At 65.2% G+C, this 22,765-nt stretch carries 19 protein-coding genes; 3 read left to right on the forward strand and 16 right to left on the reverse strand.

Annotated elements, in window-relative coordinates:
- Positions 1–32 precede the first annotated feature (32 nt).
- The 7 genes from LWC34_RS35650 to LWC34_RS35680 all read right to left on the reverse strand — a co-directional run bounded on the left by LWC34_RS35650 (position 33) and on the right by LWC34_RS35680 (position 6,527).
- On the reverse strand, positions 33–1,040 hold the full coding sequence (locus LWC34_RS35650; protein WP_233729646.1) for an AraC family transcriptional regulator: 1,008 nt from the start codon (positions 1,038–1,040) through the stop codon (positions 33–35).
- 7 nt (positions 1,041–1,047) lie between these two features.
- Positions 1,048–1,887 (reverse strand): SDR family oxidoreductase, encoded by an 840-nt coding sequence (locus tag LWC34_RS35655; RefSeq protein ID WP_233729647.1) that lies wholly within the window; start codon positions 1,885–1,887, stop codon positions 1,048–1,050.
- Positions 1,887–2,318, reverse strand: a complete 432-nt coding sequence (locus LWC34_RS35660; protein ID WP_233729648.1) for a type II toxin-antitoxin system Rv0910 family toxin — start codon at positions 2,316–2,318, stop codon at positions 1,887–1,889. The genes LWC34_RS35655 and LWC34_RS35660 overlap by 1 nt, the downstream gene beginning before the upstream one ends.
- Positions 2,315–3,493 (reverse strand): lipid-transfer protein, encoded by a 1,179-nt coding sequence (locus tag LWC34_RS35665; protein ID WP_233729649.1) that lies wholly within the window; start codon positions 3,491–3,493, stop codon positions 2,315–2,317. The genes LWC34_RS35660 and LWC34_RS35665 overlap by 4 nt, the downstream gene beginning before the upstream one ends.
- A gap of 51 nt (positions 3,494–3,544) precedes the next feature.
- Positions 3,545–4,312 carry an FAS1-like dehydratase domain-containing protein gene (locus tag LWC34_RS35670; protein ID WP_233729650.1) on the reverse strand — a complete coding sequence of 256 codons (768 nt, stop codon included), beginning with the start codon at positions 4,310–4,312 and terminating at the stop codon, positions 3,545–3,547.
- Positions 4,313–4,423: 111 nt separating this feature from the next.
- Entirely contained in the window at positions 4,424–5,221 is a 798-nt protein-coding gene (locus tag LWC34_RS35675) for a TetR/AcrR family transcriptional regulator (protein WP_233729651.1), read from the reverse strand.
- On the reverse strand, positions 5,208–6,527 hold the full coding sequence (locus LWC34_RS35680) for a flavin monoamine oxidase family protein (protein WP_233729652.1): 1,320 nt from the start codon (positions 6,525–6,527) through the stop codon (positions 5,208–5,210). The genes LWC34_RS35675 and LWC34_RS35680 overlap by 14 nt, the downstream gene beginning before the upstream one ends.
- Before the next feature lie 69 nt (positions 6,528–6,596).
- On the opposite strand from LWC34_RS35680, the gene LWC34_RS35685 reads away from it, so the two are divergent.
- Positions 6,597–7,967: a GMC family oxidoreductase gene (locus tag LWC34_RS35685; RefSeq protein ID WP_233729653.1), complete on the forward strand. Its 1,371-nt coding sequence runs from the start codon at positions 6,597–6,599 to the stop codon at positions 7,965–7,967.
- 39 nt (positions 7,968–8,006) lie between these two features.
- Positions 8,007–8,171, forward strand: a complete 165-nt coding sequence (locus tag LWC34_RS35690; protein ID WP_233729654.1) for an Rv3202a family protein — start codon at positions 8,007–8,009, stop codon at positions 8,169–8,171.
- On the opposite strand, the gene LWC34_RS35695 is transcribed toward LWC34_RS35690, so the two are convergent.
- The 7 genes from LWC34_RS35695 to LWC34_RS35725 all read right to left on the reverse strand — a co-directional run bounded on the left by LWC34_RS35695 (position 8,168) and on the right by LWC34_RS35725 (position 15,896).
- Positions 8,168–9,115 carry a LacI family DNA-binding transcriptional regulator gene (locus LWC34_RS35695; protein ID WP_233729655.1) on the reverse strand — a complete coding sequence of 316 codons (948 nt, stop codon included), beginning with the start codon at positions 9,113–9,115 and terminating at the stop codon, positions 8,168–8,170. The genes LWC34_RS35690 and LWC34_RS35695 overlap by 4 nt on opposite strands.
- The gene (locus tag LWC34_RS35700; RefSeq protein ID WP_233729656.1) at positions 9,112–10,383 is read right to left on the reverse strand and encodes an amidohydrolase family protein; all 1,272 of its coding nucleotides are present in this window, start codon (positions 10,381–10,383) and stop codon (positions 9,112–9,114) included. The genes LWC34_RS35695 and LWC34_RS35700 overlap by 4 nt, the downstream gene beginning before the upstream one ends.
- A complete protein-coding gene (locus LWC34_RS35705; RefSeq protein ID WP_233729657.1) occupies positions 10,380–11,399 on the reverse strand; it encodes an NAD(P)/FAD-dependent oxidoreductase in 1,020 nt (339 codons plus the stop codon). The genes LWC34_RS35700 and LWC34_RS35705 overlap by 4 nt, the downstream gene beginning before the upstream one ends.
- Positions 11,400–11,527: 128 nt before the next feature.
- Positions 11,528–12,958, reverse strand: a complete 1,431-nt coding sequence (locus LWC34_RS35710) for a flavin monoamine oxidase family protein (protein WP_233729658.1) — start codon at positions 12,956–12,958, stop codon at positions 11,528–11,530.
- 29 nt (positions 12,959–12,987) lie between these two features.
- Positions 12,988–14,292, reverse strand: coding sequence for an alpha/beta hydrolase (locus LWC34_RS35715; protein WP_233729659.1), 1,305 nt, complete (start codon positions 14,290–14,292; stop codon positions 12,988–12,990).
- Between the two features lie 51 nt (positions 14,293–14,343).
- Positions 14,344–14,607 (reverse strand): hypothetical protein, encoded by a 264-nt coding sequence (locus LWC34_RS35720; protein ID WP_233729660.1) that lies wholly within the window; start codon positions 14,605–14,607, stop codon positions 14,344–14,346.
- Positions 14,601–15,896, reverse strand: coding sequence for a phytoene desaturase family protein (locus LWC34_RS35725; RefSeq protein WP_233729661.1), 1,296 nt, complete (start codon positions 15,894–15,896; stop codon positions 14,601–14,603). Before LWC34_RS35725 ends, LWC34_RS35720 begins: the two co-directional genes overlap by 7 nt.
- A gap of 406 nt (positions 15,897–16,302) precedes the next feature.
- On the opposite strand from LWC34_RS35725, the gene LWC34_RS35730 reads away from it, so the two are divergent.
- Positions 16,303–18,231 (forward strand): tachylectin-related carbohydrate-binding protein, encoded by a 1,929-nt coding sequence (locus LWC34_RS35730; protein WP_233729662.1) that lies wholly within the window; start codon positions 16,303–16,305, stop codon positions 18,229–18,231.
- Between the two features lie 52 nt (positions 18,232–18,283).
- On the opposite strand, the gene LWC34_RS35735 is transcribed toward LWC34_RS35730, so the two are convergent.
- Entirely contained in the window at positions 18,284–18,646 is a 363-nt protein-coding gene (locus tag LWC34_RS35735; protein ID WP_233729663.1) for a CPCC family cysteine-rich protein, read from the reverse strand.
- Position 18,647: 1 nt separating this feature from the next.
- Positions 18,648–22,739, reverse strand: coding sequence for a polymorphic toxin-type HINT domain-containing protein (locus LWC34_RS35740; protein ID WP_233729664.1), 4,092 nt, complete (start codon positions 22,737–22,739; stop codon positions 18,648–18,650).
- Positions 22,740–22,765 lie beyond the last annotated feature (26 nt).

A 22,765-nucleotide genomic window follows, 5' to 3' on the forward strand; every position in this document is an offset into this window, starting at 1 on the left:
GTGGTTATAGGCGTTAGAACACGGATAACCACTCACGAGAGGTGACCAGGGCGGTAGGCGCCTGGCGGGCTGCCGGTCCAGCGGCGGAAGGCTCGGCGGAAGGCGCTTGCTTCGGAGAAGCCGAGCCGTACGGCCAGATCGTCGACGGACTCTTCACCTCGGACGAGGCTGGCGATGGCCGCATCCCGGAGGATCTCCTCCTTGATCTCACTGACCGACGTCTTCTGCTCCCGCAGCAACCTCCGCAAGTGCTGCACGCTGACCGACAGCCGGTCCGCGATCTCCTCCGCGGTCGGCCACGTCCCGCTCAGCCCACGCTCCAAAATCCTGCGTACCTGGTCGGCCGTGGTGCTGCCGAAGTCACGCCGGGCGTACCAGACTCCGGGTTGATCACCCAGGTACTCAGCCAGGTCCTTCTCGCCCCGCACCACCGGCGCGACGAGCAGCGCGCTGTCGAACTCCAGCGCGACCCGGCCTGCTGGCGCGTCGAATGTGGGTATCCGGCCGTACATCGGCTGGTAGTCAGCCGCATATGGCGGCTCTGGATACGGCAGTTCCACCGCCCGCAGCACGATCCGTCGACCGATCAGCCAGCTGGACAGCCGGTGCACGAGCGCGATCAACAGCTCAGTCCCCAGATGTTCGGGGTCTTCGAGGCTGCTGACGTCCATCTCGACGCGCGTGATCGTCTCGCCGAATGTGGCACGGACCCGCGGCACGCCGGTCAGCACCTTGCTCGCGCCGCAGAACCGGATGATCACCGTTCGCAGGTCAGCGGCGTGAATGATGGACAGCGAGACGAACTTCATCGTGCCGAGCGGGATCGGCGGGCCGATGCCGAACAGTTCATCGTTCGTCAGATGCCACAGGCCGCGGGTCACATTCGCCATTTGCTCGATCGTGACGCGGGTTTTTGGCCGGTAGGCGATGTCGCCGGGGATGCCTGCGGCCCGCAGCAGCGGCATGACGTCCGTGCCACGCCGTTGTGCCTGCTTGAGCAGGCGATGCACCACGTGGATCGGCACCGTCTGCGTGGACATGCGAACACTATGCCCAAGGTGCGAGCTGTTCGCCCAGTTCAGCCGGGTCCCATGGGCCTTCGGTCTCGACGGTGGCGACCATGGTCCAGCCTTCGAGCAGCGAGATCGCGCCGCCCTGGACCGTGAAGACCTTGCCGGTGAACGGGCATTTCTCGCTGGCCAGGTAGGCCACGGCTGGTGCGATGTTGCTGGGGTCGAAGGCGTCGAACTCGCCTTCCGGGACCTCTTCGGCGAACATCGCGCCCATACCCGGGGTCGCCAGGGTCAGCCGGGTCCTGGCGATCGGCGCGATGGCGTTCACGCGCACGCCGTAGCGTTCCATCTCCATGGCCGCGACCAGGGTCATCGCCGCGATGCCCGCCTTGGCCGCGCCGTACACGGTCTGACCTGGGTTGGGCATGGTCGTGCCGGAAATCGACGTGGTGTTGATGATCGAGCCTTGCGGCTGGCGACCGGCCCTCGACTCGGCCTTCCAGTACGCGGCGGCGTGGTGCATGACCGCGAAATGCCCCTTGAGGTGCACGCCGATCACGGCGTCGAACTGGGCTTCCTCGGTCGATGCCAGGAAGGAGTCACGCAGGATGCCCGCGTTGTTGACCACCACGTCCAGCTGTCCGAACTCATCGACCGCCTGCTGGACAACGCTTTTCGCGTGGGCCCAATCGGCGACGCTGCCAGCGTTGGCCACGGCGACACCGCCCGCGGCTGTGATCGTGTCGACGACTTCCTGAGCAGGCTCGTGGTCGACGTCATTGACAACGACATGCACGCCTTCCTTCGCGAGCAGGAGAGCGTGCTCACGTCCGATGCCGCGGCCCGCGCCTGTCACAATCGCGACGCGTGCCATCAGGCGACCAGCTTTTCAAGGTTGGCCAAGGAGGTGTCGATCTCCTTTTTGGACGCTCGTTCGATGGCTCCGGCGATCGCGCCGACGATCATCTGACCGTCGAATGAGGACGTCACGACCAACGTCGATCCATTACCTTGCGGGACAACGGCCAGCGAGATCGTGACCACCGCGCCCGCGAGGCCCTTGCCGCTGATGGCAAGCTTGTTCGGCGCGTCCCATTCGTCCACGATCCACTCGATCGTATTGGGCATGTTCAGCACGCTGGCCACGCCGGTCACCTTGGTTCCCGTGCCGACCTCGGCGGGGACCTCGGTCTTCCACTTCTGGTGGATGGTCAGCCAGTCCTGCCAACGTCCGAGGTCGGACACGACGGCCCAGATCTTGCCAGCGTCGGCGGGCAGGTCGGCAGTTTTCTCAATGGTGATCATGCGGTGCCTCCTCGATACGCGGTCACGACGGCCGCGCCGCCGAGCCCGATGTTGTGCGACAGCGCGACTTTGGCTCCTGCGACCTGCCGTGCGTCAGCGGTTCCCCTGAGCTGCCAGGTAAGTTCGGCGCACTGGGCCAGCCCGGTCGCGCCAAGCGGATGTCCTTTGGAGATCAGGCCGCCTGAGGGATTCACGACCCAACGGCCGCCGTACGTGGTGTCGGCGTTGTCGACCAGCTTGCCGCCTTCACCTGTGGCACACAGGCCAAGCGCCTCGTAGGTCAGCAGCTCGTTGGTCGAGAAGCAGTCGTGCAACTCGATCACGTCGAGGTCCTCGGGGCCGATCCCGGCCTGGTCGTAGACCTCTCGGGCAGCGACCGTACTCATGTGTACGCCGACAATGCCAGCCGCGGTGCCGTCGAACGTGCTCTCCAAGTCGGTGACCATCGCCTGGCCGATGATCTCCACGGCTTGGCCCTGCAAGCCGTGTTTCGCCACGAAGTCCTCGCTGGCCAGGATCGCGGCAGCCGAGCCGTCGGATGTGGGTGAGCACTGCAGCCGAGTCAACGGGTCGACGATCGGTTTGGCGTCCAGGATGTCCTGGAGCGTGTATTCCTGCTGGAACTGGGCGTACGGGTTGTTCACCGAGTGCTTGTGGTTCTTGAGGCCGATCTTGGCGAACTGCTCGACCGTGGTGCCGTACTTCGCCATGTGCTCACGTCCAGCGGCCGCGAACATCCACGGCGCGACCGGCATCGCGAACTCGTGCAGCCTCGCCAGTCGCTCGATATGCCTGAGCAGTGGTTGTTCCCGATCGGTGTACCCGGCCTCAAGTGAACCGGACTTCATCTTCTCGAAGCCCAAAGCGAGCGTGCAGTTCGCGAGGCCGCCACGAATCGCCCGTGCCGCAAGATAAAGCGCGGTGGACGCGGTCGAGCAGTTGTTGTTGACGTTGACAACAGGTATCCCGGTCATCCCGAGCTCGTAGACCGCGCGCTGGCCCGAGGTCGAATCGCCGTAGCAGTAGCCGACGTAGGCCTCCTGCACCCGGTCGTAGTCGATTCCGGCGTCCTGCAAGGCTTTCGTCCCGGCTTCGTTGGTCATCGCCGGGTAGTCCCAGTCCTTGCCTGGCTTCTCGAACTTGGTCATGCCGACGCCGATCACGTAGACCTTCATGCCTCGGCTCCATACTCGGCAAGGCCGTCCTTGATCACGGTTGTCCCCTCGTCAGTCACAGTTTCGAAGGCGTAGCCGGTTCCGACGCGCCAGGCTGAGGTGGTGATCGTGTGCTTTGGGTTGTGCGGGTTTGCTGAACCGCACCGCGAGCCTGCTTAGCCTCTGTGGGTTTTTGAGCGCGTGCGAGGTGAAGGCCATCGTGCACAGGCCGTGGACGATGATTCCGGGCAGGCCGACGGACTGGGCGAACTCGTCACTGAGGTGCTGCGGCATCGGATCGCCCGATGCCTCGGAGTACCGGAACGTCTGGTCCTCGTCGTACTTCTGCACGGCGACAAGGTCCGGCTCACGCTCCCGCAGCGACTCGTCGAAAGCGTGGCCAGGCCCCGTCTCCCCCTCGCTTGTGGCCTCGGCACCGCGGAAGAACCCGGCGAAGTACTGGTCGTTCACCCGGACGCCGTCCTGATCGACCGTTTCCAGCATGGTCGACACCACCACCCCGGTGGACCTCGCGTGGATCCCGATCACCTTGGCCCGGCACCGCAGCAGGTCGCCAGGCACGATCGGCCGGTGGATGTGGAAGTCGTGCTCGCCGTGCAGGATGCGCATCATCCACTCGTCCGGCACCGCGGCCATCGTGGTGTTGGCCATCGTGCGGAACGCGGGCACCACCGCGTAGACCGGCGGTGCCACGCTGCCTTCGAGATGCTCCGGCGTGGGATCGTTGGTCGCCTCGGCGTAGGCGATGATGTGCTCCCGTGTCACCGGGAACTCGACCGGTTCGTCCCACACGCCGATCACTTCGCGGTGAAAGCTCATTCCCCGACGCTAGAAGCTTGTGGAGCGGCTGAGAATGACCGTGCCACGCGTACTTCGTGACCCAACCGCGCAGCTAGTTGGTCGTGAGTGGTTAGTGGCGTTAGAACACGCCTAACCACTCACGAGGTAGTTGACGAAGGTGTCTGTGAGGATTTCGCGCATTCGGTCGACGGTCATCTCGGTGGTTTGGGCGAGGACTTGGATGGCGAGGCCGTCGACCATGCTGGTGAATCGGTCGGCGAGCAGGTCACTGCCGAGGCAGTCGACGACCACCTGGCGCCAGCGGGTGTAGATCTCGCGCTGACCTGGTCGTTGGGCTGGATCGAGGATGGCTTCGTTCCAGGTTTGGATCCAGATCGACCATTCGTCCGCATCTTCGTCCGTCGCCGGGAGTTGGATTTCGATGAGGCGGCGGATTTTGTCGGCTGGGGAGGTTGCGTCGCGGAATTCTGTCTCGATCCGGCGGTGGAAACGGTCGGCGTAGTAGGTGAGGGCTGCGTTCAGCGCGTCGTTCTTTGTTGGGAAGTGATAGTGGATAGTGCCGGTACTTGTTCCGCAGGCTTTGGCGATGTCGGCCACTCTGACGTGGTGGAAGCCTTTGCGCGCAATGAGTTTCGCGGTCGCGTCGAGGATCTGGGCACGGCGGATGTCTGGTTCGACGGGGTCCGCGCGCGGTCTGGTGAGCGCGGGGCCGGGTCCGCGGCCGACGCCTGTGCGCAGGTAGCGCTGGGAGACGCCGCCTGCTTTGGCGATCGCGGCGACTTCGTCCTCCCTGAGCTGGCGGGTGCCGTGCAGGGCTTTGGACAGCGCTGTGTGGTCCATGCCGATCCGGGCCGCGAACTCCCGTTGGCTGGATGCACTGGCGCGCACGACGGCACGTACGCGGGCCGCGAGATCAGAGGACTTCATCCGCGGCACGGTATCCCGACGAGATGGCGCCATCGATGTAGCCGTTCCAAGTCGAGGCCGTTTCGGTACCGGCCCAATGGATCAAGCCTGTCGGCGCGCGCCAGCCGTGTTCGCCATATCCGGTCCATCCGCCTGGTGCGACGAACGCTTCGTAGCCGCCGTGCACGAAACGGTCGAGCGACCAGATCTTCTCGGTGTAGTCCAACGGGTCACCAGGGCCGACGACCTGAGTCATCGCGGCGAGCACGGCTGCGCGTCGCGCGTCCTTGTCGAGGGCGGACCATGTGCTGAGCCGGTCTCCGTAAATGAACGCGACAAGCACACCGATCGAGGTGTCTGGTGGCGAGTTGTCGAACACGACACCGACTGGACTATCGGAGTAAAGCGTTGCCACGCCGGAAAGTCCGGCCCCACGCCAGAATGGCGAAGCGTAGATCACGTGCACCTTCGCAACACGGCCCATCGGGCTGTGCGACAGCCAGCCGTCACGACTCACGGGCAACCTCGGCCGGAAGTCCACGGCACGCACAGCGCCAGGTGGAAGCGCCACGATGGCACGCCTCGCCTCCAGGGAATTCACGCGCACAAATCCCTGGCATTGCTCGACCGAGGACACCGGCTCCCCCAAGCGAAGCCGTGGCCCCAGCATCTCGGCAATCGCGCGCGCCGGACCATCCGCGCCGAGGAGGAACCGGCTGTCCTGTGCGCCGCCGCCCGTCTCCATCAACGAGTGAAAGCTGCCCGCGGAAGCGATGTAGAACAGCACGTGGAAGAACGAGATCTCGTACGGTTCGGCGCACCACACGCCTTGGATCGCCAGTGCCAACCGGCACAAAGTGTCCTCATCCGAAGTCTGGGAACGGAAGAACGTCAGCGCTGTCTGCCCGTCCCATTCCGCGAAACCTGGTGTACGCCAAGGTTGCGCGGTGTCGACCGTGCGCGCGAGGTCGTCGAGGAGGTCGGTTATCCGTTTGTACTCACGGATTCCAGGGCCATCGTCCGGAATCGCCCCGGTGTACGGAACACGCGTGCCGTCACGCCAGATCTCGATGTGCTCGCCGTTTTCCCAGGTCGGGAAGGTTTCACAGGCGAACCGGTCGGCCAGCGCGAGCAGCTGGCGCTGGGTCGGGCCGACCCACTGACCGCCGTGATCCAGGGTCAAACCGGGCGCCCGGGTCTCGCTGAGGATGCGCCCGCCGACCCGTTCGGCCGCTTCGAGCAGCACGAAGTCGGCGCCCGCGTCGTGGAGCCGCAGGGCCGCCGCGAGCCCGGCGTACCCGGCTCCGATCACCACCACGTCCAGCATCACCTCAGCGTGCGCAATACTGACTTGAAAGTCAATCGTTGCGATGCGGGAATCTGGGAAGCTGAAGTCATGACGAGCTACGACTACGTGGTGGTTGGCGCTGGTTCGGCTGGCTGCGCAGTGGCCGCGCGGCTCTCCCGGGATGCCCGTGGCCTGCTGATCGAGGCGGGCAGCGCGAAACCTCCGACAGCGTTGCCGCGGCTCGCCTGGTCGCTCTACGAGACCTCCGCGAACTGGGCCGACAAGACCGCCGACGGGACATTGGACCTGCCGCGCGGCCGTGGCGTTGGTGGATCCTCCGCGATCAACGCGATGGTCTGGGCCCGTGGACATCGGTCCAGCTACGACTGGGGCCCTGGCTGGACGTTCGACGATCTCCTGCCGTATTTCCGGCGCAGTGAGACTGCCGCGGGCCGCGACCCGGTGTTGCGTGGCACGGCTGGTCCACTGACCGTTTCGCCTGCGCTACACCAGCATCCGCTGGCGGCGGCCGGGCTTGAAGCGGCGTTGGAAATCGGGCATCCGGAGGCCAAGGACGTCAGCGGCGGGCTCGAAGAGGGCTTTGGCTGGCCGGATCTGTGCATTGTGGACGGCCAACGGCAAAGCGTTGCCGACGCATACCTTCCACAGGACAATGTGGACGTTGTCGCGGACGCGTTCGTGCATCGGATCCGGATGCGCAACGGCCGAGTTGCCGGAGTGGACTACAACGACACCACAGTGGACTGTCCACAGGTGATCCTGACGGCAGGCACGATTGGTTCGGCGCAGTTGCTGCAGTTGTCGGGCATAGGCCCAGCCGATGACCTGCGGGCATTGGGGATTCCGGTCGTCGAGGACTTGCCCGTCGGGGAAAACCTGCATGACCACGCGCTTTTCTCGGTGAAGTACGACAGCACGAGGCCCGTACCGGAGAGCCTGTACAACGGGATCGAGGTGATCGGCCTGGCCGGTGATCTCCAGTTCCTTTATTTCGCACGGATTCCCATCGGCGAGGTGTACGGCATCTACTTCTCCTTGATGGCACCGCACAGTCGCGGGCGACTGCGTCTCGCCAGTCCGCGTCCCGAAGACCGTCCCCTGATCGACCCGGCCTACCTCAGCGACAGTCGCGATATGGAAACCGCTCTCACCGGCCTGGACATGGCACGTGCGCTCGGCGCCACGCGCGCTTTGGCCCCGTGGCGCGGGGTGGAGCCTGGCATTGGGGACGCCAAGGCGTACCTGCGGGAGGACCTGAGCTCGTATTACCACTACGTCGGGACGTGTGCCATGGGCTCGGTTGTGGCGCCTGACCTGCAGGTATACGGCATCGAGGGCCTCCGGGTGGCTGATGCTTCGGTGATTCCGGACATTCCGTCGGCGAACACGAACGCCACGGTCGTCGCGATCGCCGAACGCGCGGCGGCTCTGCTGAATGACGAGCGCGTCAGCGGGTAACCCTGATCGAGGGAAGGACCATCGACCCAGGGAGAAGCCATGACGGAATTCGGGGTTGAGCAGCCCATCGAGGACGCCATCGACCAGCAGACTCCCGTCACCGAGGACGATCGTCCCGTTGAGCTGGACACGGACGCTGATTGGGAAGCGTCCGAAGCGGACATCGTGGACCAGCGCATCGAAGTTCCCGAGGACGAGCCCTAACCGCTGACCTCACCACAAGAGCGACGCACGATCAGCGTGGGCTCGAAAACCAGGCTCACTGGCTCCGCCGGGCTCTCGATCACGAGCTCGGCAGCCTTCTTGCCCATGTCGTAGGTCGGCTGCGCGATCACGGTGACGCCAAGTGTCTCAGCCCACGGGAATTCGTCCACCGCAAGGAATGCGACATCATCAGGAACGCTAACCCCGCGTGCGGTCAGCGCGGAGTAGACGGCTGCCGTCAAACGCCCGCTGGTGCACACGACCGCATCCAGTGGGCCAGTGGCAAGCAGGGCGTCAACGGCGGCCGGAGCGTCTTCTGGCGCTTCAGCAACGGTTACCGCGCTCTCCGGCACCCCAAGCCCTTGAACACGCTCGGTTTGCGAAGGGCGACGGCTTGCCGAAACGACGCCAACAGAAGTCCGTCCGCACGCGGCGAGATGCGCGGCCATCAGCTCACCGGCGCGGACGTTGTCCAGGCTGATCGAGTGCATTCCGTCAACGACACGCGAAACGATCACGCATGGCGTGCCGTTGTCGGCCATCCGGCGCGTCGGGCTGTCGGCCGCGGCGCCGGTGGTCACGATCAGGCCGCGGACCCGTTGTTCGTCCATTGCCCGGACCTGGGCGGCCTCCCGGTCGTCCCGGCGAAAGGTGTTGGCTAGCATGACGAGGCTGTTGTTGGCCGCGGCCACCTCGTCGATGCCTCGGATCAGATCCAGATAGAACGGGCTGCTCAAGTCACGGATGACCACCCCGATCGTGTTGGACCGACCGGCGAAGATGCTCTTGGTCAGCGCGTTGGGGCTGTAGTCGAGGCTGCTGATCGCGTCCCACACCCTGGTGGCCGTCGTTTCCGCGACGACGCCGCCGTTGATGACACGCGAGACCGTCGCCGTGGACACGCCCGCGTGCGCGGCCACGTCGCCGATGGTTACTCGCTTCATACGACCGTGCCGCTGACCATGACCATGCGCACATTGTGGAGGTTCGCGGGATCTGTCACCACCAGATCCGCGATCGCGCCTGGTACGACGCGTCCGCGGCGCGGTGCGATGCCTGGAATGGCGTCCGCGACATTGGCCGTCGCCATCGCGATCGCCGCGGGCAAGCTCACTACCCCGGCCTTGGTCGCTTGGTCGATCGCCAGCAGGATCGAGTCGTGGTGCCCACCGGCGTAGTCGGTCGAGATGGTGTCCACCAGACCGGCCTCGAACAGCGCGTAGAGCAACTCCGGCCCGGTGGTCAGCCGCCGGGCACCGAATGTGTCCAAAGTGGATACGTCGATGACGGCGCCCATCCCCTTGAGCCGTTCGGCGTGCTGAACGGCCTCGCGGAGTTCGAAGCTGGAATGGTTGGAGTGCCCGGCGATCATCCGCACGCCGGTCGCGGCAGCGGCGGCGACCTTGCTCATCGATGCCGCCGCGTTGTGCACCAGCACTGGCACGTCGAACTGGCGGGCCACATCGGCTGCCTCGGCGATGCCGCGTAAGGCGATATCGAAGGCAGGCAACACAATGTTCGACACGATCTCGCGGACGTCCTTGACCTCCAGCTTGCCGACCAACCCGGCTCCAGCTAGCGCTTGTTCAACGGCAGCCTGGTCGAAGGCCGTGGCCGAGATGTGCCTGCCCAGCACCGCGACCTTCAACGCGTTCGCCTGGCGTGGCGTGATCGTCACGCCGGTCCGTTTCTCGATCTCGGCAGGGATGTACATGTAGCTCGCGCCACCTCCGCCAAGGGTGTGCCCTGCGCCGATCTCGCCGAGGGCAACCGCTCCAGCCTCGATCGCCTGCTGCGCGGTGAAAGCGCGGTTTGCTTCGGTCAGACCGCCGCCGTCGGCGACGGTTGCCGCTTCCAGGCACGCAGGTGTGTTGCAGGACGCCAGTTTGACGTTGATCGGATGCGTTTCCTCAGGCGGAAGGACGAATCCGTCGACGCACATCACTGTGGTCGTTCCTTCCCGAAGGTGCCGGTCGAGGTTGGCTCGGACCTGCTCGCGTGACAGCGCCTCGTGGCCGCTGGGGAACAGTGGGCCGTACGCGGTGCCGTGCGTGTGATTGTTGATCAGCCCTGGGATGACCAGCATTCCGGTGGGTTCGGCTCGCGTCGGGCGGATCTCGCGGATGGTGTCGCCGTCGATGACGATGTCGACGCCTCGTTGGATCGGGGTTCCCTGGCCGTCAATCAGGTCGTAGCCCTGGAGAACGTTCATAGCCGTTCGAATCGATATTGCGCCAGTTCGGCACTCCGGTCTTCGCCGAGGACTTCGGCTGCTACCAGGTCACCGACGTGCACGCTGAGGGTCGCAGCGCTGTGCGATACCGCGAAATGGAAGTTCGGCAGTTTGGCCACTCGTCCCAGCACTGGCATGCGGTCAAGTGGGATCGGCCGGTTGCCCACTCGCACGCTTTCTATGGTCGCGCCACGGATTCCTGGGTATACCTCGCAGGCCGCCGCCAGCACGTTCGCTGGATCGTCGTCGTCCTTGCCGTGCAGGCATAATCGGCCGCCGCCGTCTGGTCGTAGGTGCACGTTGGGCGCGTGGATCACCTGTGACACCGAAACCGCGACCGGCGAGGTGTACACGAGCACGCCAGGCTTGTTGCGCATCGGGAAGGTCAATCCGGCGAGTTCAGCGATCTCTCCCGCTTGCGGTCCCGCGCAGTTCACGACCGCGTCGACATCGATCCGCCGCCCTGAGGCAAGCTGGACCCACCGCACCCGGTCCGTCACGTCGAGGCCGGTCACGGCGTCGCCACGGATCACCTCGGCGGCTGTGGTCAGCAGGTGCGCGATCATCCTGGTCGGCTCGATCCAGGCTTCCCTCGGGAAGAAGGCGATCTCGTTGTCCGGCAACGCGGCGGGGTCGATGTCCGGTTCGAGGCGCAGCACTTCCTTGCGGCTGAGCCAATGTGCTTCGTAGCCGTAGTGATGGAGTCCGGCTACCCGGTTTCGCAGGCGCTCGGTGTCCCCGGCGACCCAGTCGAGGTTTCCGGTCTCGTGGTACCAGTCACCTGCCATTTTGCGGTGGGCTTCCATCCCGGCGACGTTCAGGTCGTGGTACGCGCGCGGTTGTTTGCCGCCGGAGTTGATCCAGGAGAACGTTGCCCCGGACGTGCCGCCACCGGGCGCTCCTGCGTCGACGACCGTGACGGTTGCGCCTCGTTTCGTGAGGGCCGCGGCGACCGCGGCGCCATAGAGGCCAGCACCGATGACAACTACGTTCATGACGACCTCCTGCAGGTCAGGAGTGGTGTAACTAGTTGCTGTAACTAGTTACACCATAAGGAGCGCACCCCCGCCGGTCAACAGCCAACCTCGTGAGTGGTTATTAGGGTTAGAACACGCCTAACCACTCACGAGGTGGTGAGGACCTCCTGGGTTACCCGTTCGGCTGACTCCAGGGCGCCGTTCATCCATCCCGGCCAGACCGACGTGTGTTCACCGGCGAAGTGCACGCGGCCTTCAACCTGGCGCATGGCAGGCAGCATCCACGCCAGCGTGCCGGGCGGAACCAGGCTCCACCCGCCACCGGCCCACCGATCCCGCTGCCACACCTTGTCCACTGTAGACACGACCTGGCCACGCAGCCCTGGGAGCGCACGCTCGGCCATCCGGCGGACCTCGAACCCGCCGAACTCGGCATACTTCGTCGCTTGGTCGTCCATCATGTAGCTGTGCAGCATCCCCATCCGCTGGTCAGGCTGCTGCGAGCTGGTGTTCCAGATCCGGCCGAACGCGGTGTCGCTCGCGACAAGATTGAGGCCACCAAGCCCTTCGGATTCCCAGAACCGCTGCCTGGTCTGGAAGTAGACGCGGGCCGCGGGCATGTAATCCAGTCGCCGAATAGCCTCCATTTTGGACGGCGAGAACACGGCATCGACGCGCCGCAATGGAATGAACGGAAGGGCGCACACAACCCGGTCGGCCCGAATCTCCCGACGCCACCCGGCCTCGCGATACCCCACCGTCACGCCTGCGGAATCCTGGGCGATGCGGGTGACCTCGGTGCGATACTTCAAACGCGTGCCGAGGGCAGCCGCGAACGCATAAGGCAGCCGGTCATTGCCGCCGGCGATGCTGCCGACGTTCCCTGTCGTCAGCGATTCGGCCGCCAGCACGGACCCCGCGTTCCACCGGCCGGCGTTGCCTTCGCGGGCGAACAGAAAGTCGTTCCACGTCTCCGAAGCTCCCAATGACCGCAAATACTCGGCCGCGGTGTACTTCTCGACCTCGGCCGATGACGGAACACTGCCCGGCCAGCCGGGGGTGAGCGCATTCCCGATCTTCTGAATACCTTGGCCAAGGTAGACCGGGAGCAATGCAGTTGGATCTGGTTGCTCGGATGCCAAAAGCCCGTCGAGTGGCCATGGCGTACCGGCGGGCGGAGGCAGGAATCGCTTGCCTTGCATGAGGTACGCCGTAATACCAGCGTCGTAGGGCGTCAAGTTCAGGTTGAATTCACGGATGTACTTGTGGGTGTACTCGTGGGAGTCGAAGACCCTGACAGCGCCCAATTCCGCGTGACCGCCATTCAGCAACGGAGATCTCGCAGTCTGTACGCGTCCGCCCGGCCGCTCCTGCGCCTCCAACACGGTCACGTCGTAGCCGTGCTTCATCAGGTTGTATGCGCTGGCCAGGCCTGCCAGACCCGCGCCAAGCACAACCACGCGCTTGCCACCAGCAGCCGCCGCGCCCACGAACGGGAGAGCCGCCAGGCCGGCTATGAAATGTCGTCGCCGCATCATGGTGAAGAGCTTGGCCTTGTTGGCACCGGGCGTGGTCAAGTCTGCACCTCTATCCCTCGGCGGCTGCCTTATTTGCCGACAAGGTAATCAATCTCCTTTGCCAGTGTCGCGGGATCGTTGAAGTAGGCGGTGTGACCGGCGCCTTGCCACGTGAGCAAGCGGGACCCGCTGATCTGCGAAGCCATTCCCACGCCCCACGAATGCGGAGTGGCCGGGTCGTTTGTGCCTGCTGCAACGAGGAGCGGCGGTGTTCCGCGTACCGGGATAGGACCCCAGGGATTCGCGGGTTTGATCGGCCAGCCCAAGCAGCCTGCTTGAACGTCCCACGCTTCGATGTAGCCACGGATCGTCGGCGCGAGCCGAAGCACTTCCGCCTCTCGTGCCGCGAACTCGTCATATCCGATATTTCCGGTTGGCATGTCGTGGCACGTGATCACGCGGTACGCCGGGCTGCTCGGATTGATGCTGGCGAAAACACTGGGATTGGTAAGGTCTGTCGCCAATTCACTCCATCGGCTGCGGAAAATCAGCCTTCCGTACACCCCGAATCCGATCTGTTCGGCGGTCACTCTGGCGGGCGGATGATCAAGCAACGCCCGGTACGCGGCCTCGATGTCTCGGCCGTACAAGGCGCAGCTGGGATCCGACGAGCACCACGAGGCGAACAGCCCGAACACGTTTTCGGCCGAAGCCGCCTCGTCCGCGACCAGTCTGCGGGATCCCAAGGTGTGGTCGAGTGGCCCATCCAGAACGGCGGCCCGTACCCGATTCGGGAAGAGCCGTGCGTAGCTGGCCGTGAGGAAAGTGCCGTAGGACAGGCCAATCCAGCTCACTTGCCGTTCACCGAGCGCACTTCGCACCGCGTCGAAATCCCGAGCCGCACTGACCGTGTCGACGTGGTCGATCAACGGTCCGGTGGCGCGACGGCATCCTTCCGCGAGGTCACGGTTGTACGCGATCAACTGCTCGAACTCGGCCCGATCACTGGGGTACCGTGTGTGGTTCGAAGTCGGCTTCTCGCAGGCGATCAGCGGCCTGCTGTCGCCGATGCCACGCGGGTCGACGCCGACGATGTCGAAGCGAGCTCTCAGCTCGGCCGGGAAGACGGCGTCGCCCTGCAGGAAAGGCCGTGCCGCGTTGCCTGGCCCACCAAAGTTGACGAACGCCACTCCGATCCGTCGCGCGGGGTCGGTGGCCTCCAGGCGGGTCACGGCAACGGAAATCCGCGTCCCGCCGCGCTGTCCCCAGTCCAACGGCACCGCCATTGACGCGCATTCAGCAGGGCCACACGGCCGCCAGTCAAGCGCAGGGGACGCATGGGCTTCGGGGACGACAACGAAAGCTGCCACGACCAGTGCCACCAAGGACCGCATGATCCATAACCTAGGTAACCAGGGTCCTTCAAGGATGGCTGATATGTGCCACTAACGCATGAGCGTCTTCGCCACTATGTAACCAGAGGCACCGTTGACGCCGTGTCCGGGCCATGTCGCAGCGCCCAATGTCCACAATCTACGGATGGCTGTCCGATGTGAGGGCTGCGCGGGCAATGGCCGGAACACGTAGCTCTGCGACAGGTCGTGGCTGCCACCGAAGGGATCGCCGGGGCCGGTGTTGCGGTTGGCTCTGGTCAGTTCGACTGGGCTGATGACGTGCATGGCGATGATCGCGTCCGGCAGGTTCAGCACGCTCCGCCCGGCGACTTCGAGGACACGGTCGGCGAAAGCCTTTTGACGTCCTCAGTCCAGCCGTCGACTTCGATCGACCCAGCGGCATCGCCGGTCGGATTCGTCGGTACGTCAAGGATCTGCAGCCGCGCAACGGCTTTGCCAGGTGGGCACCGTCTCGGGTCCACAGTGGAAGGAGCGTCGAAGCTGATCGTCGGCTCGACCGGAAGCAGCCCACGCGCGACCTCGTTGACCGAACGGGACAGTGCGTCCAGTCCCCCACTCAGATGTGGTTGGCCAGTGTGCATGAGCCGCTCGTCGGCGAACCGTGGCGGCTCGGACATGGCCACGTGAATCTGAAAGCAACCCCTGCCGTAGCGGTACTTGCCGGCCTGACGGCGGAGGTTGTCGGGCACCGACTCCAGCAGCTCAAGGTACAACTGGTCGGGGTTGACCGAAGCGATCACCGCCCGGCGGGCGCGATGCTTCTCGCCGCCAGCTCGCACTCCCCTAGCCCGCCCGTCTTCCACCAGGATCCGGTCGACACGTTGTCCTGTTTGGACGCTGCCGCCGTGCTTCTCAATGAGCTTGGTGAGGGTCGTCGCGAGTTGCCCGCTGCCGCCTTTGGGCGTCGGCATCCCAGCCGCGCCCAACGCGACCTGCACCAGGATCACCCACAGCGCGCTGTTCACGTCTTCTGGGCCGCGACCGAGATGCAATGCCCAGGGCGCGAGCGTGCCGCGCAGCACGGGCGAGGTGAACGTGTCGGTCAGCAAATCCCTTGCGGTACGCGTGAAAAGATGGGCGAACTCGGAGAACCGGCCGTCCTTCTCGTGGAACAGATCATGAATCTCACGGGATTTGGTCGCCAGGTCGGAGCCCATGAGCTCGAACACTGGCCCTATGTACGGCTCGAAGTCCTTGAGCAACTGGGAAAACTTGGCGCCATCACCGGGCGCGAGCCGTTCGGCCTCGGCAAGCGTCTCGTCGAGATCCCGTGACAGCACGGCAGTGCCCTGGCCGGGCATCGACACGCCTGTCCAATAGCGAGGCTGCAGGTACTCCAGGCCAAGCTCAGTCAATTCCGGCCCTAGCTCAGCAAACGCGGGCCCTCCCGTGAACAACGGATGCGCGGAGGAATAGGTGTCGTGGTGGAACCCAGGGAGCGTGAGTTCGTCGGTGCGGACCAACCCACCGGCGCGGTCTTGCTCCTCCAGCACGAGCACGCTCCACCCGTCGCGCGCCAGCAGTGCGCCCGCGACCAGAGCGTTGTGTCCACTGCCGACAATGATCGCGTCCCAAGTGCCCATACGCCGACCGTAACGGCATTTCGCATGCGCGCCAGGGCATTGCCCCAACGTGCAGGAAGTTCAGCACAGCCGGAATGGTCAGCGGCCACCCCGGCTCATGATCGCGCGAGTAGCGGTATGGGAACCGATGCCAGATGACAGGTCGGGCCCGGTTTCTCCCGTCGTGCCGCTGTGACTGCTCGCGCCAGCCGAAATTCCGGCCGCACACCAAAGCCGAAGTGCACGCGAAACAAAGAACACGGGGATGCAAGACCATTATTTCAGGCCATTCTTGCGGTTTTCTTCCGGTCGGCCAAAAGAGCAGAACATAGGGTCTGAGCTGCGAAGACTGACTCTACCTTTCCGGAGAAGTCTCGGATAATATCCGCACGCCGATTCAGCTTCTCAGGCAAGAGGGGATTTCACAATGCGAAGTCGTGGCGCCTTATTTCGCAGATCGGGATTGGCCGCGGTAGCGCTGATAACCGCATCCGCCGTCCAGACCACGCCAGTACTGGCCGCACCGGCGCAGGCCGAGCCCGTGCTCACGTGCAAGACCGCCGCCAACATATTCGGCGTCCGCCCGGAGATTCCGACCGGCGGCGACCCCAAGGGCGCGCTCGCGGTCTACCCGCACGAGGAACCCGAGACCGGGCAGAACAAGTACGGCGAGGTCCGGGTGATCGGCTCGGGCTGGCACGGGGTGCGGACGCTCGCCGGTCCCGACGGCGTGATGTTCCAGGTGCACACGGACGGGAAGCTCCGCCGGTACCGCTGGAACGGCAGGGGTTGGGACGAGTGGAACGGTCTGCAGTACCGGGATGTCGGCACTGGCTGGCAACGCTTCACCGACCCCGACCACCGGAACAAGATCACGGTGGACGAGAACGGCAGGATCTTCACGATCGCGGCCGACGGCTGGCTGCGCGCCTACACCTGGCGCGATGACGTCAACAACGGCTCGTTCTCCAACGGCAGGGCGCTCGACACCGGGTGGGGCCAGTACGACCTGATCGTCGCGGCTGGTGACGGTGTGCTGTACGCGCGCAAGCCCAACGGCGAACTGTTCCGCTTCCGCTGGGATTCGGCTTCCGACCGGTTCACCCAGTACGGCCTTCGCGTCGCCACCGGGTGGGGCAAGTTCAAGAAGGTGACCTCGGTCGGCGGCGACGTGCTCTACACGGTCGACGCGGCCGGAGTGCTGAACTGGACCCGCTACCTCGAGACTTCCAACACATGGAAGGCGCCGACCGCCATCGGCACCAGCTGGCACGACGAGATCGACATCGTCGGCGACCCCAAGGGCTGCTGGGTCACCGGGTACCCCCGCCCTGAAGCCCCCGGGATCCCGCGACAGTACGACGCACCGAACACAGCGATCCAAGGCACCGACGGCAAAGTGACGGTCTTCTACGTCAACTCGGAAGGCGCGCTGACCGCTGGCAAGCAGACCGGCCCCGACTTCTCGAACCTCCAGTACACGGTGATCGCGAACTACCGGCAGTCCACCGGCAAGCCCGGGGTCGGCGTGCGCGCTGACGGCAGGTTCGACGTCGTCGCCAACAGCTACGACGACGCCACCTTCCGCGGCAAGCTTCAGCAGACAACGAACGGCGACTGGGGGCCGACCGCTCCCGACAGTGTCCACAGTGGATATATGGTCGGCGATCCGGTCGTCATCCCTGAGCCGAACAAGGCATTGACGATGTACGCCGTCGACGTGAGCGGCGCGCTGTGGCGTCGCACGCAGTCTTCGCCATCCACCGACTACACGGCATGGCAGCAGATCTCCCCGATCGGCGCGGTCACGCCCGAGTTCACCGCAGTGCGCAACGGAACTGACGCCGACTTCGTGACCCGCAGAGTCGACGGAATCGTTCTGGCAGCGACGTTCGCCGCGAACAAGCTCAGCGCGTGGCGGATTGTCGGTACCGGCGCGGTCGATCGGCCTGCCGTTGCCGTCCACCCCAACGGCGACCTACGGGTGGCCGTCCGGACTTTCGATGGGGCGATCGTCACCCAGCGCGAGTCGAACAACGTCTTTTCCGGGGAGTGGCAACCGACTGCTGCCATCTCCGCGGTCGGTTCCCCCGCGGTGGTTGTGCGTCCATCCGACATCGCCGATGTGACTGTCCGCGCCACGAACAACCTCGTCCACGTCACCAGCCAGGTCGCGCCCGCAGGTGCGTTCCGGGAGTGGCAGGTCCACAACGTCGACGAAGCGGTCACCGATCCCACCGGGCTGTTGCTCAGCAACGGATCGCCGATCTTCACATGGCGTAACGCGAATGGCGGGGTCCAGTTCCTCTACGAACCCAGCGTCGGCCGGTTCACCAGCCAGTCCAGCCGTCCATAGTAGATAGTCGAGTGCTGGTGGCGAGTCACCGACTCGCCACCAGCACATTGTGTTACTTCCTTCGCCAGAATGTTGGGCGCCACCAATAGAGCGTGGCGCGGTCATCCGGCCATGGCTCCGTCGTATCGCCCGTCGGCTCGAAGAGTTCAGTCATGTGACCTATCACATGCCATCCCTCGTCCCGCCGCTCATTCTCTTGTGGGGCGCGAACAAGATCCTTGAACTGAAGCTCGCTCGCACCCGAATCGGCGTAGTTCTGCTGGGCATCGACGAGTGACGCCTTGTTGGCACCCCCGCGATATGCGGGCCACCGCAATTGCACCAGATCATCTTCCCAGTAACAGATCGGGCAGATGGCATGCGAACCCGCCGGTTCGTCATGAACCAGATATCCACAACACGGACAAGGGAACATCCTAGATTTCAAACCCCGGCTGCCGGTCGAAGTACGCAAGGCCGTCGTCGGGCTCGAAGTAGGTGATAATCCCCTTTTGTCCAGTCATGCCGTACTCTCCGGTCGCGGTGTCGTAATAGTACTTGGTCGTACCGTTCTGCTTGATTTTCATGGTAGACGGCCTACCCCGACAGGTGCACAGGAATTGCTGTGCCGCTTTCTGGTAGTCCTCTTTCAGGTAGAACCCCATGTCACGGCCATGCTTGTTGTAATGCTCGTCCAGGTTGAAATCGCTGGTCCACTGGTCACCACCACAGCCACCTGTGTTGTGCACCAGAATGTCGCGCCATACTTGGCCGTTCGCCAGCTTGGCTGTGACGTAGAAGGTGCGAATATCGGCGACAGTGAGGTTGAAGACCTTACGAACCTCAGTGTGTTTCCGCACGGCCGTGACGGCGCCTCGGCGGCCGTCCGCGAATCGCAGAACATCGCCGGGTGCGAGGTCCTTGGCTTCCAGCCAACGTCCTCGAACATCGAGCCAGAACGGATGACCATCGGTCGTCTCAATGGTTCCGGCCTTGTCGACGGTGACGCGAACAAGGTTCTTGCTGCCCTCACCGACAATCACCCGGGTGACCGCACGAGCCGCGGTCGTGTTGGTGACCGGATCAGTCGCGACAACCTGATCACCGATCAGGACGTCCTCGATCGGTTTATGGGACCCGTCCGCCATCAGTACCGGGGTGTCCGGCGTGAAGCTGTTGCCGATCCGGCACGTCTTCGTCTTCGTAAGGAAGTCGCCGACCTTGTCGAGCAGTTTTCGGCCCGCGGCAGTCGATTCGAGGAACTTGGTGAGCCCACTGACCACTCTGGCGATCGCGCCACTGACCGCTGGCAGCTTCGCGATCAGCATCAGCAATGAACCGACATTGACCACAGTCCACAGGCAAGCCGCGACGTCACCCTCGGTGAAGCACTTCTTGGCGTCGGTGTAGCCGATGACGTCGAGCAGAACCTGGCCACCGACTTCGAGGATGTAGTCGATGACGCTCTTCTTCGCATCCTGATACGCCTTGCGATACTCATCGACCAGCTCAGGACCGCCCTCCTCGAACAGGTCATTCAGCTCAGCGTCGGTGAGCCCCTTCGGCGCCTCTTGATCGACCTGCTGCCCTCGCCTCTCCGCTTCGGCCCTGCGGGCAGCCTCTTCGGCGCGGTCGGCGGCTTTTCCTGCGTCGACAGCGGCGTTATAGGCGTTCTTGGCTGCTTCAGCGGCTCCGTCGGCGTGCTTTTGCGCGCTGTCGGCCGCGGCTGCTGCCGCGGTCGCGTCGACCTCGGCCCGGTCAGCGGCTCCTCGTGCTGCCGCTGCGTCGGCTTCGGCCCGGCTGGCGGCCGAACGTGCTGCTGCCGCGTCGGCTTCGGCCGCGGATGCGGACCGTCCGGCGATCCGGGCGTCGTTGGCCGCCGCGTTGGCCGCGTTGCGTGCTTTACGGGCGTCTTCACGGGCTTGGGCGTCGGCCTGGTTGGCGCGTGCGGCGGCTGCCCGTGCCGCGGCGCCGTCGGCTGCTGCATCCGCGGCGGCTCTTTGGGCTTCGGCGGCGGATTGTGCCGCTGCGGCTGAGGACTTCGCCGCCGCGGCAGCTGCGTCGTAGGCGGGTTTGACTTCCTCCTTGGCCCGGCTGGCGGCTTCCTGTGCCAGACGGGCTGCTTCGAGTGCTTCCGCGGCACGGCGTTCGGCCGCGGCTGCCTGCTCGGCGCCGACCGCGCGGGCCTGCTCGGCGACCCTTGCAACGAAGTCGGCGTCGATGTCCTGACCAGTGAAGGGTGCCACGACAGTGATCGCGGTGTTCGCGGGTTCGGTGATCGCCTGCGACGACGCCTTCGCCGCCGACACCGCCTGGACAGCCAACGTAGCCTGCGTCGCGGCGGACACGGCCTCCTGCGCGGCCGCGTCGGCTTCGGCCTTCGTCCGGTCAGCCGCCATCAACGAGTTCATCGCCTCAGAGGCCGCCTGATTGGCCAAGTTCACTGCGTTCTGTGCCGCTTCGGCGGCCTTGGCTTCCTGGAACGTCGCGTCCGACGCAGCCGAGTTGGCCCGGAGTGCGGCAGCGTGGGTCGCTGCCGCTTCGGCTTCCGCACGGTTAGCTGCCGCGTTCGCCCGGGCTGCCGCTGCTTGAGCGGCCTGAGCCGCGGCGCGAGCACGTGCCGCGGCACGCGTCGCTTCAGTTGCGGCACCACGAGCACCAGCGGCCGCACCAGTAGCGATGTTGGCCGCGTTACGGGCCGCACCAGCGGCACCACGCGCAGTCAAAGCGTCACCAAATGCCTTGTTGGCCTCGTTCTGGGCCGCCTCAGCATGAGGGCCGCCACGAGCCGCCGCGGCCATGGACTCCATCGCTGCCGCACGTGCCTCAGCCGCACGCTGGTCACGTTCGGCCCGGTATGCCGCGTCACGGCTGGCTACGGCATTGCGTTCCTCGTTGCGGGCATTGGTTTCCGCAGTCGCCGCGGCACCATCCGCCGCTTCAGCCCGGCCCCGAGCCGCTGCGGCAATGCCTGCCTGCGTCTCGGCTTCGCCACGCATCGCGCGTGCGACAGCGGCTTGCTGCTCGGCACGGCCTCGCGCGGCGGCTGCGTTGGCCGCCTCACGCTGCGCGATCGCGCGCTGTGCGGCCGCGGTCGCGGCCTCGCGCTCGGCGGTGATCCGATGCTGACGGGTTCGTTCTGCTGCTGCCCATGCGTCGGCCTCGGCACGTTCGGCTGCCTGGCGGGAGGCCTTGGTGCGGGCCGCGGCGTCCTTGGCCGCTTGCGCCTGCACCTGAGCTGCCTTAGCCAGATCGGCTGCAGCGTCGGCGTGTTTCTGAGCGGTCTCACGCCACTTCCGGGCCTGCTCGGCATGCCGTTCCGTGCGCTCCTGCGCGTTGCGGGCCTGGTCAGTGAACGCCGCAGCATCGACCGAGTGCGACGCGGTTTCCACCGCGGAGACCGCGGCCTTGGCCGCCTGTGACATGCCAAAGGCCATCTGCGCCCACTGCGCGCCGTACGGCAAACCCGTCTCGACCAGCACATCAGCCTGGACCTGCGCCTGGACTGCCGCCCGGTTCGCGTCATCCGCGGCAGCACGGGCGTTGCTCAACTGGCGGGCGACTTCCGCCTTCACGCCGTTGAACGAGTCGGCCGGGTGCTGCCCGCCCGCGTCGTTCGCGGCCAGAATCTGCTCGGCCTTGCGGGCTTCGTTGCCTGCCAGGATCAAGGCGTTCGACGAGCGCTGCAACGCACGAACACCGTTGCCGTGCTGGATCATCAACACCCGGCGAGCCTCATTGGCCCGAGCTGATTTCTTGGCTAGCTCGGAGAGCGCTTCGGCGGCCTTGATCCGGGCTTCCTCGTCAGCGAGGAACTTCTCCCGCGCCTCAGCGTCCTTCCTAGCCGCCTCAAGGTAACCAGTGGCCAGGAACTGCTCAATCGCCGCATCCCCAGCGTCCAACGCGGTCTGCGCGGCACGCTTGACCTCCGGCCCACCCGCGGCCAGAACCATCGTCACCCGAGCGCGGTTCTCATCGGCCCGCTGCTTACCACTCTGCACCGCCGCAGCATCACGCTGCTCAGCGATTCCCTTGCCATACGCCAGGAACTGCAAGCGGTCGAGATCGGTGCCCGCGAGCACGCGGTCCACTTCGGCCCGCAGATACGGACCACCCGTACCACGCAACGGCTCGATCGCCGCACGATTCTCCGCCGCGACCCGAGCCTTACGATCCGCGGCCTTCTTCTGCGCTTCCTTCAACCCGGTGTTGAGGAAAGCCATGATCGCCGTGCGACCACCGGCCAGCGCGACCTTGGCAGCGTCCCGGACTTCGACATCCTCGGCCAGCTCAGCATTGTCGGCCACCAACTGCCGCAGCCGTGGATCACCGGTGTCCGGAACACCGGCTGTGCCGTCCCATTCCTTGTACGGATCCGGTGGCATTGGGCGGGCGGGGGATGGTGGTGGATCCTCTGTGGACGATGACGCCACGGTTGGTGCTTCGGCGACGGCGTTCGTTGGCTGGATCAGCCCCGCGAACACCACGGCGGTCAGCGATGCCGTGAGCGCTCTTCGGAAGAGCTTCATTCTTGGGTAACTCCCATGGAATCGAA

Source organism: Kibdelosporangium philippinense, assembly GCF_021390435.2.
Lineage (GTDB): Bacteria > Actinomycetota > Actinomycetes > Mycobacteriales > Pseudonocardiaceae > Kibdelosporangium > Kibdelosporangium philippinense.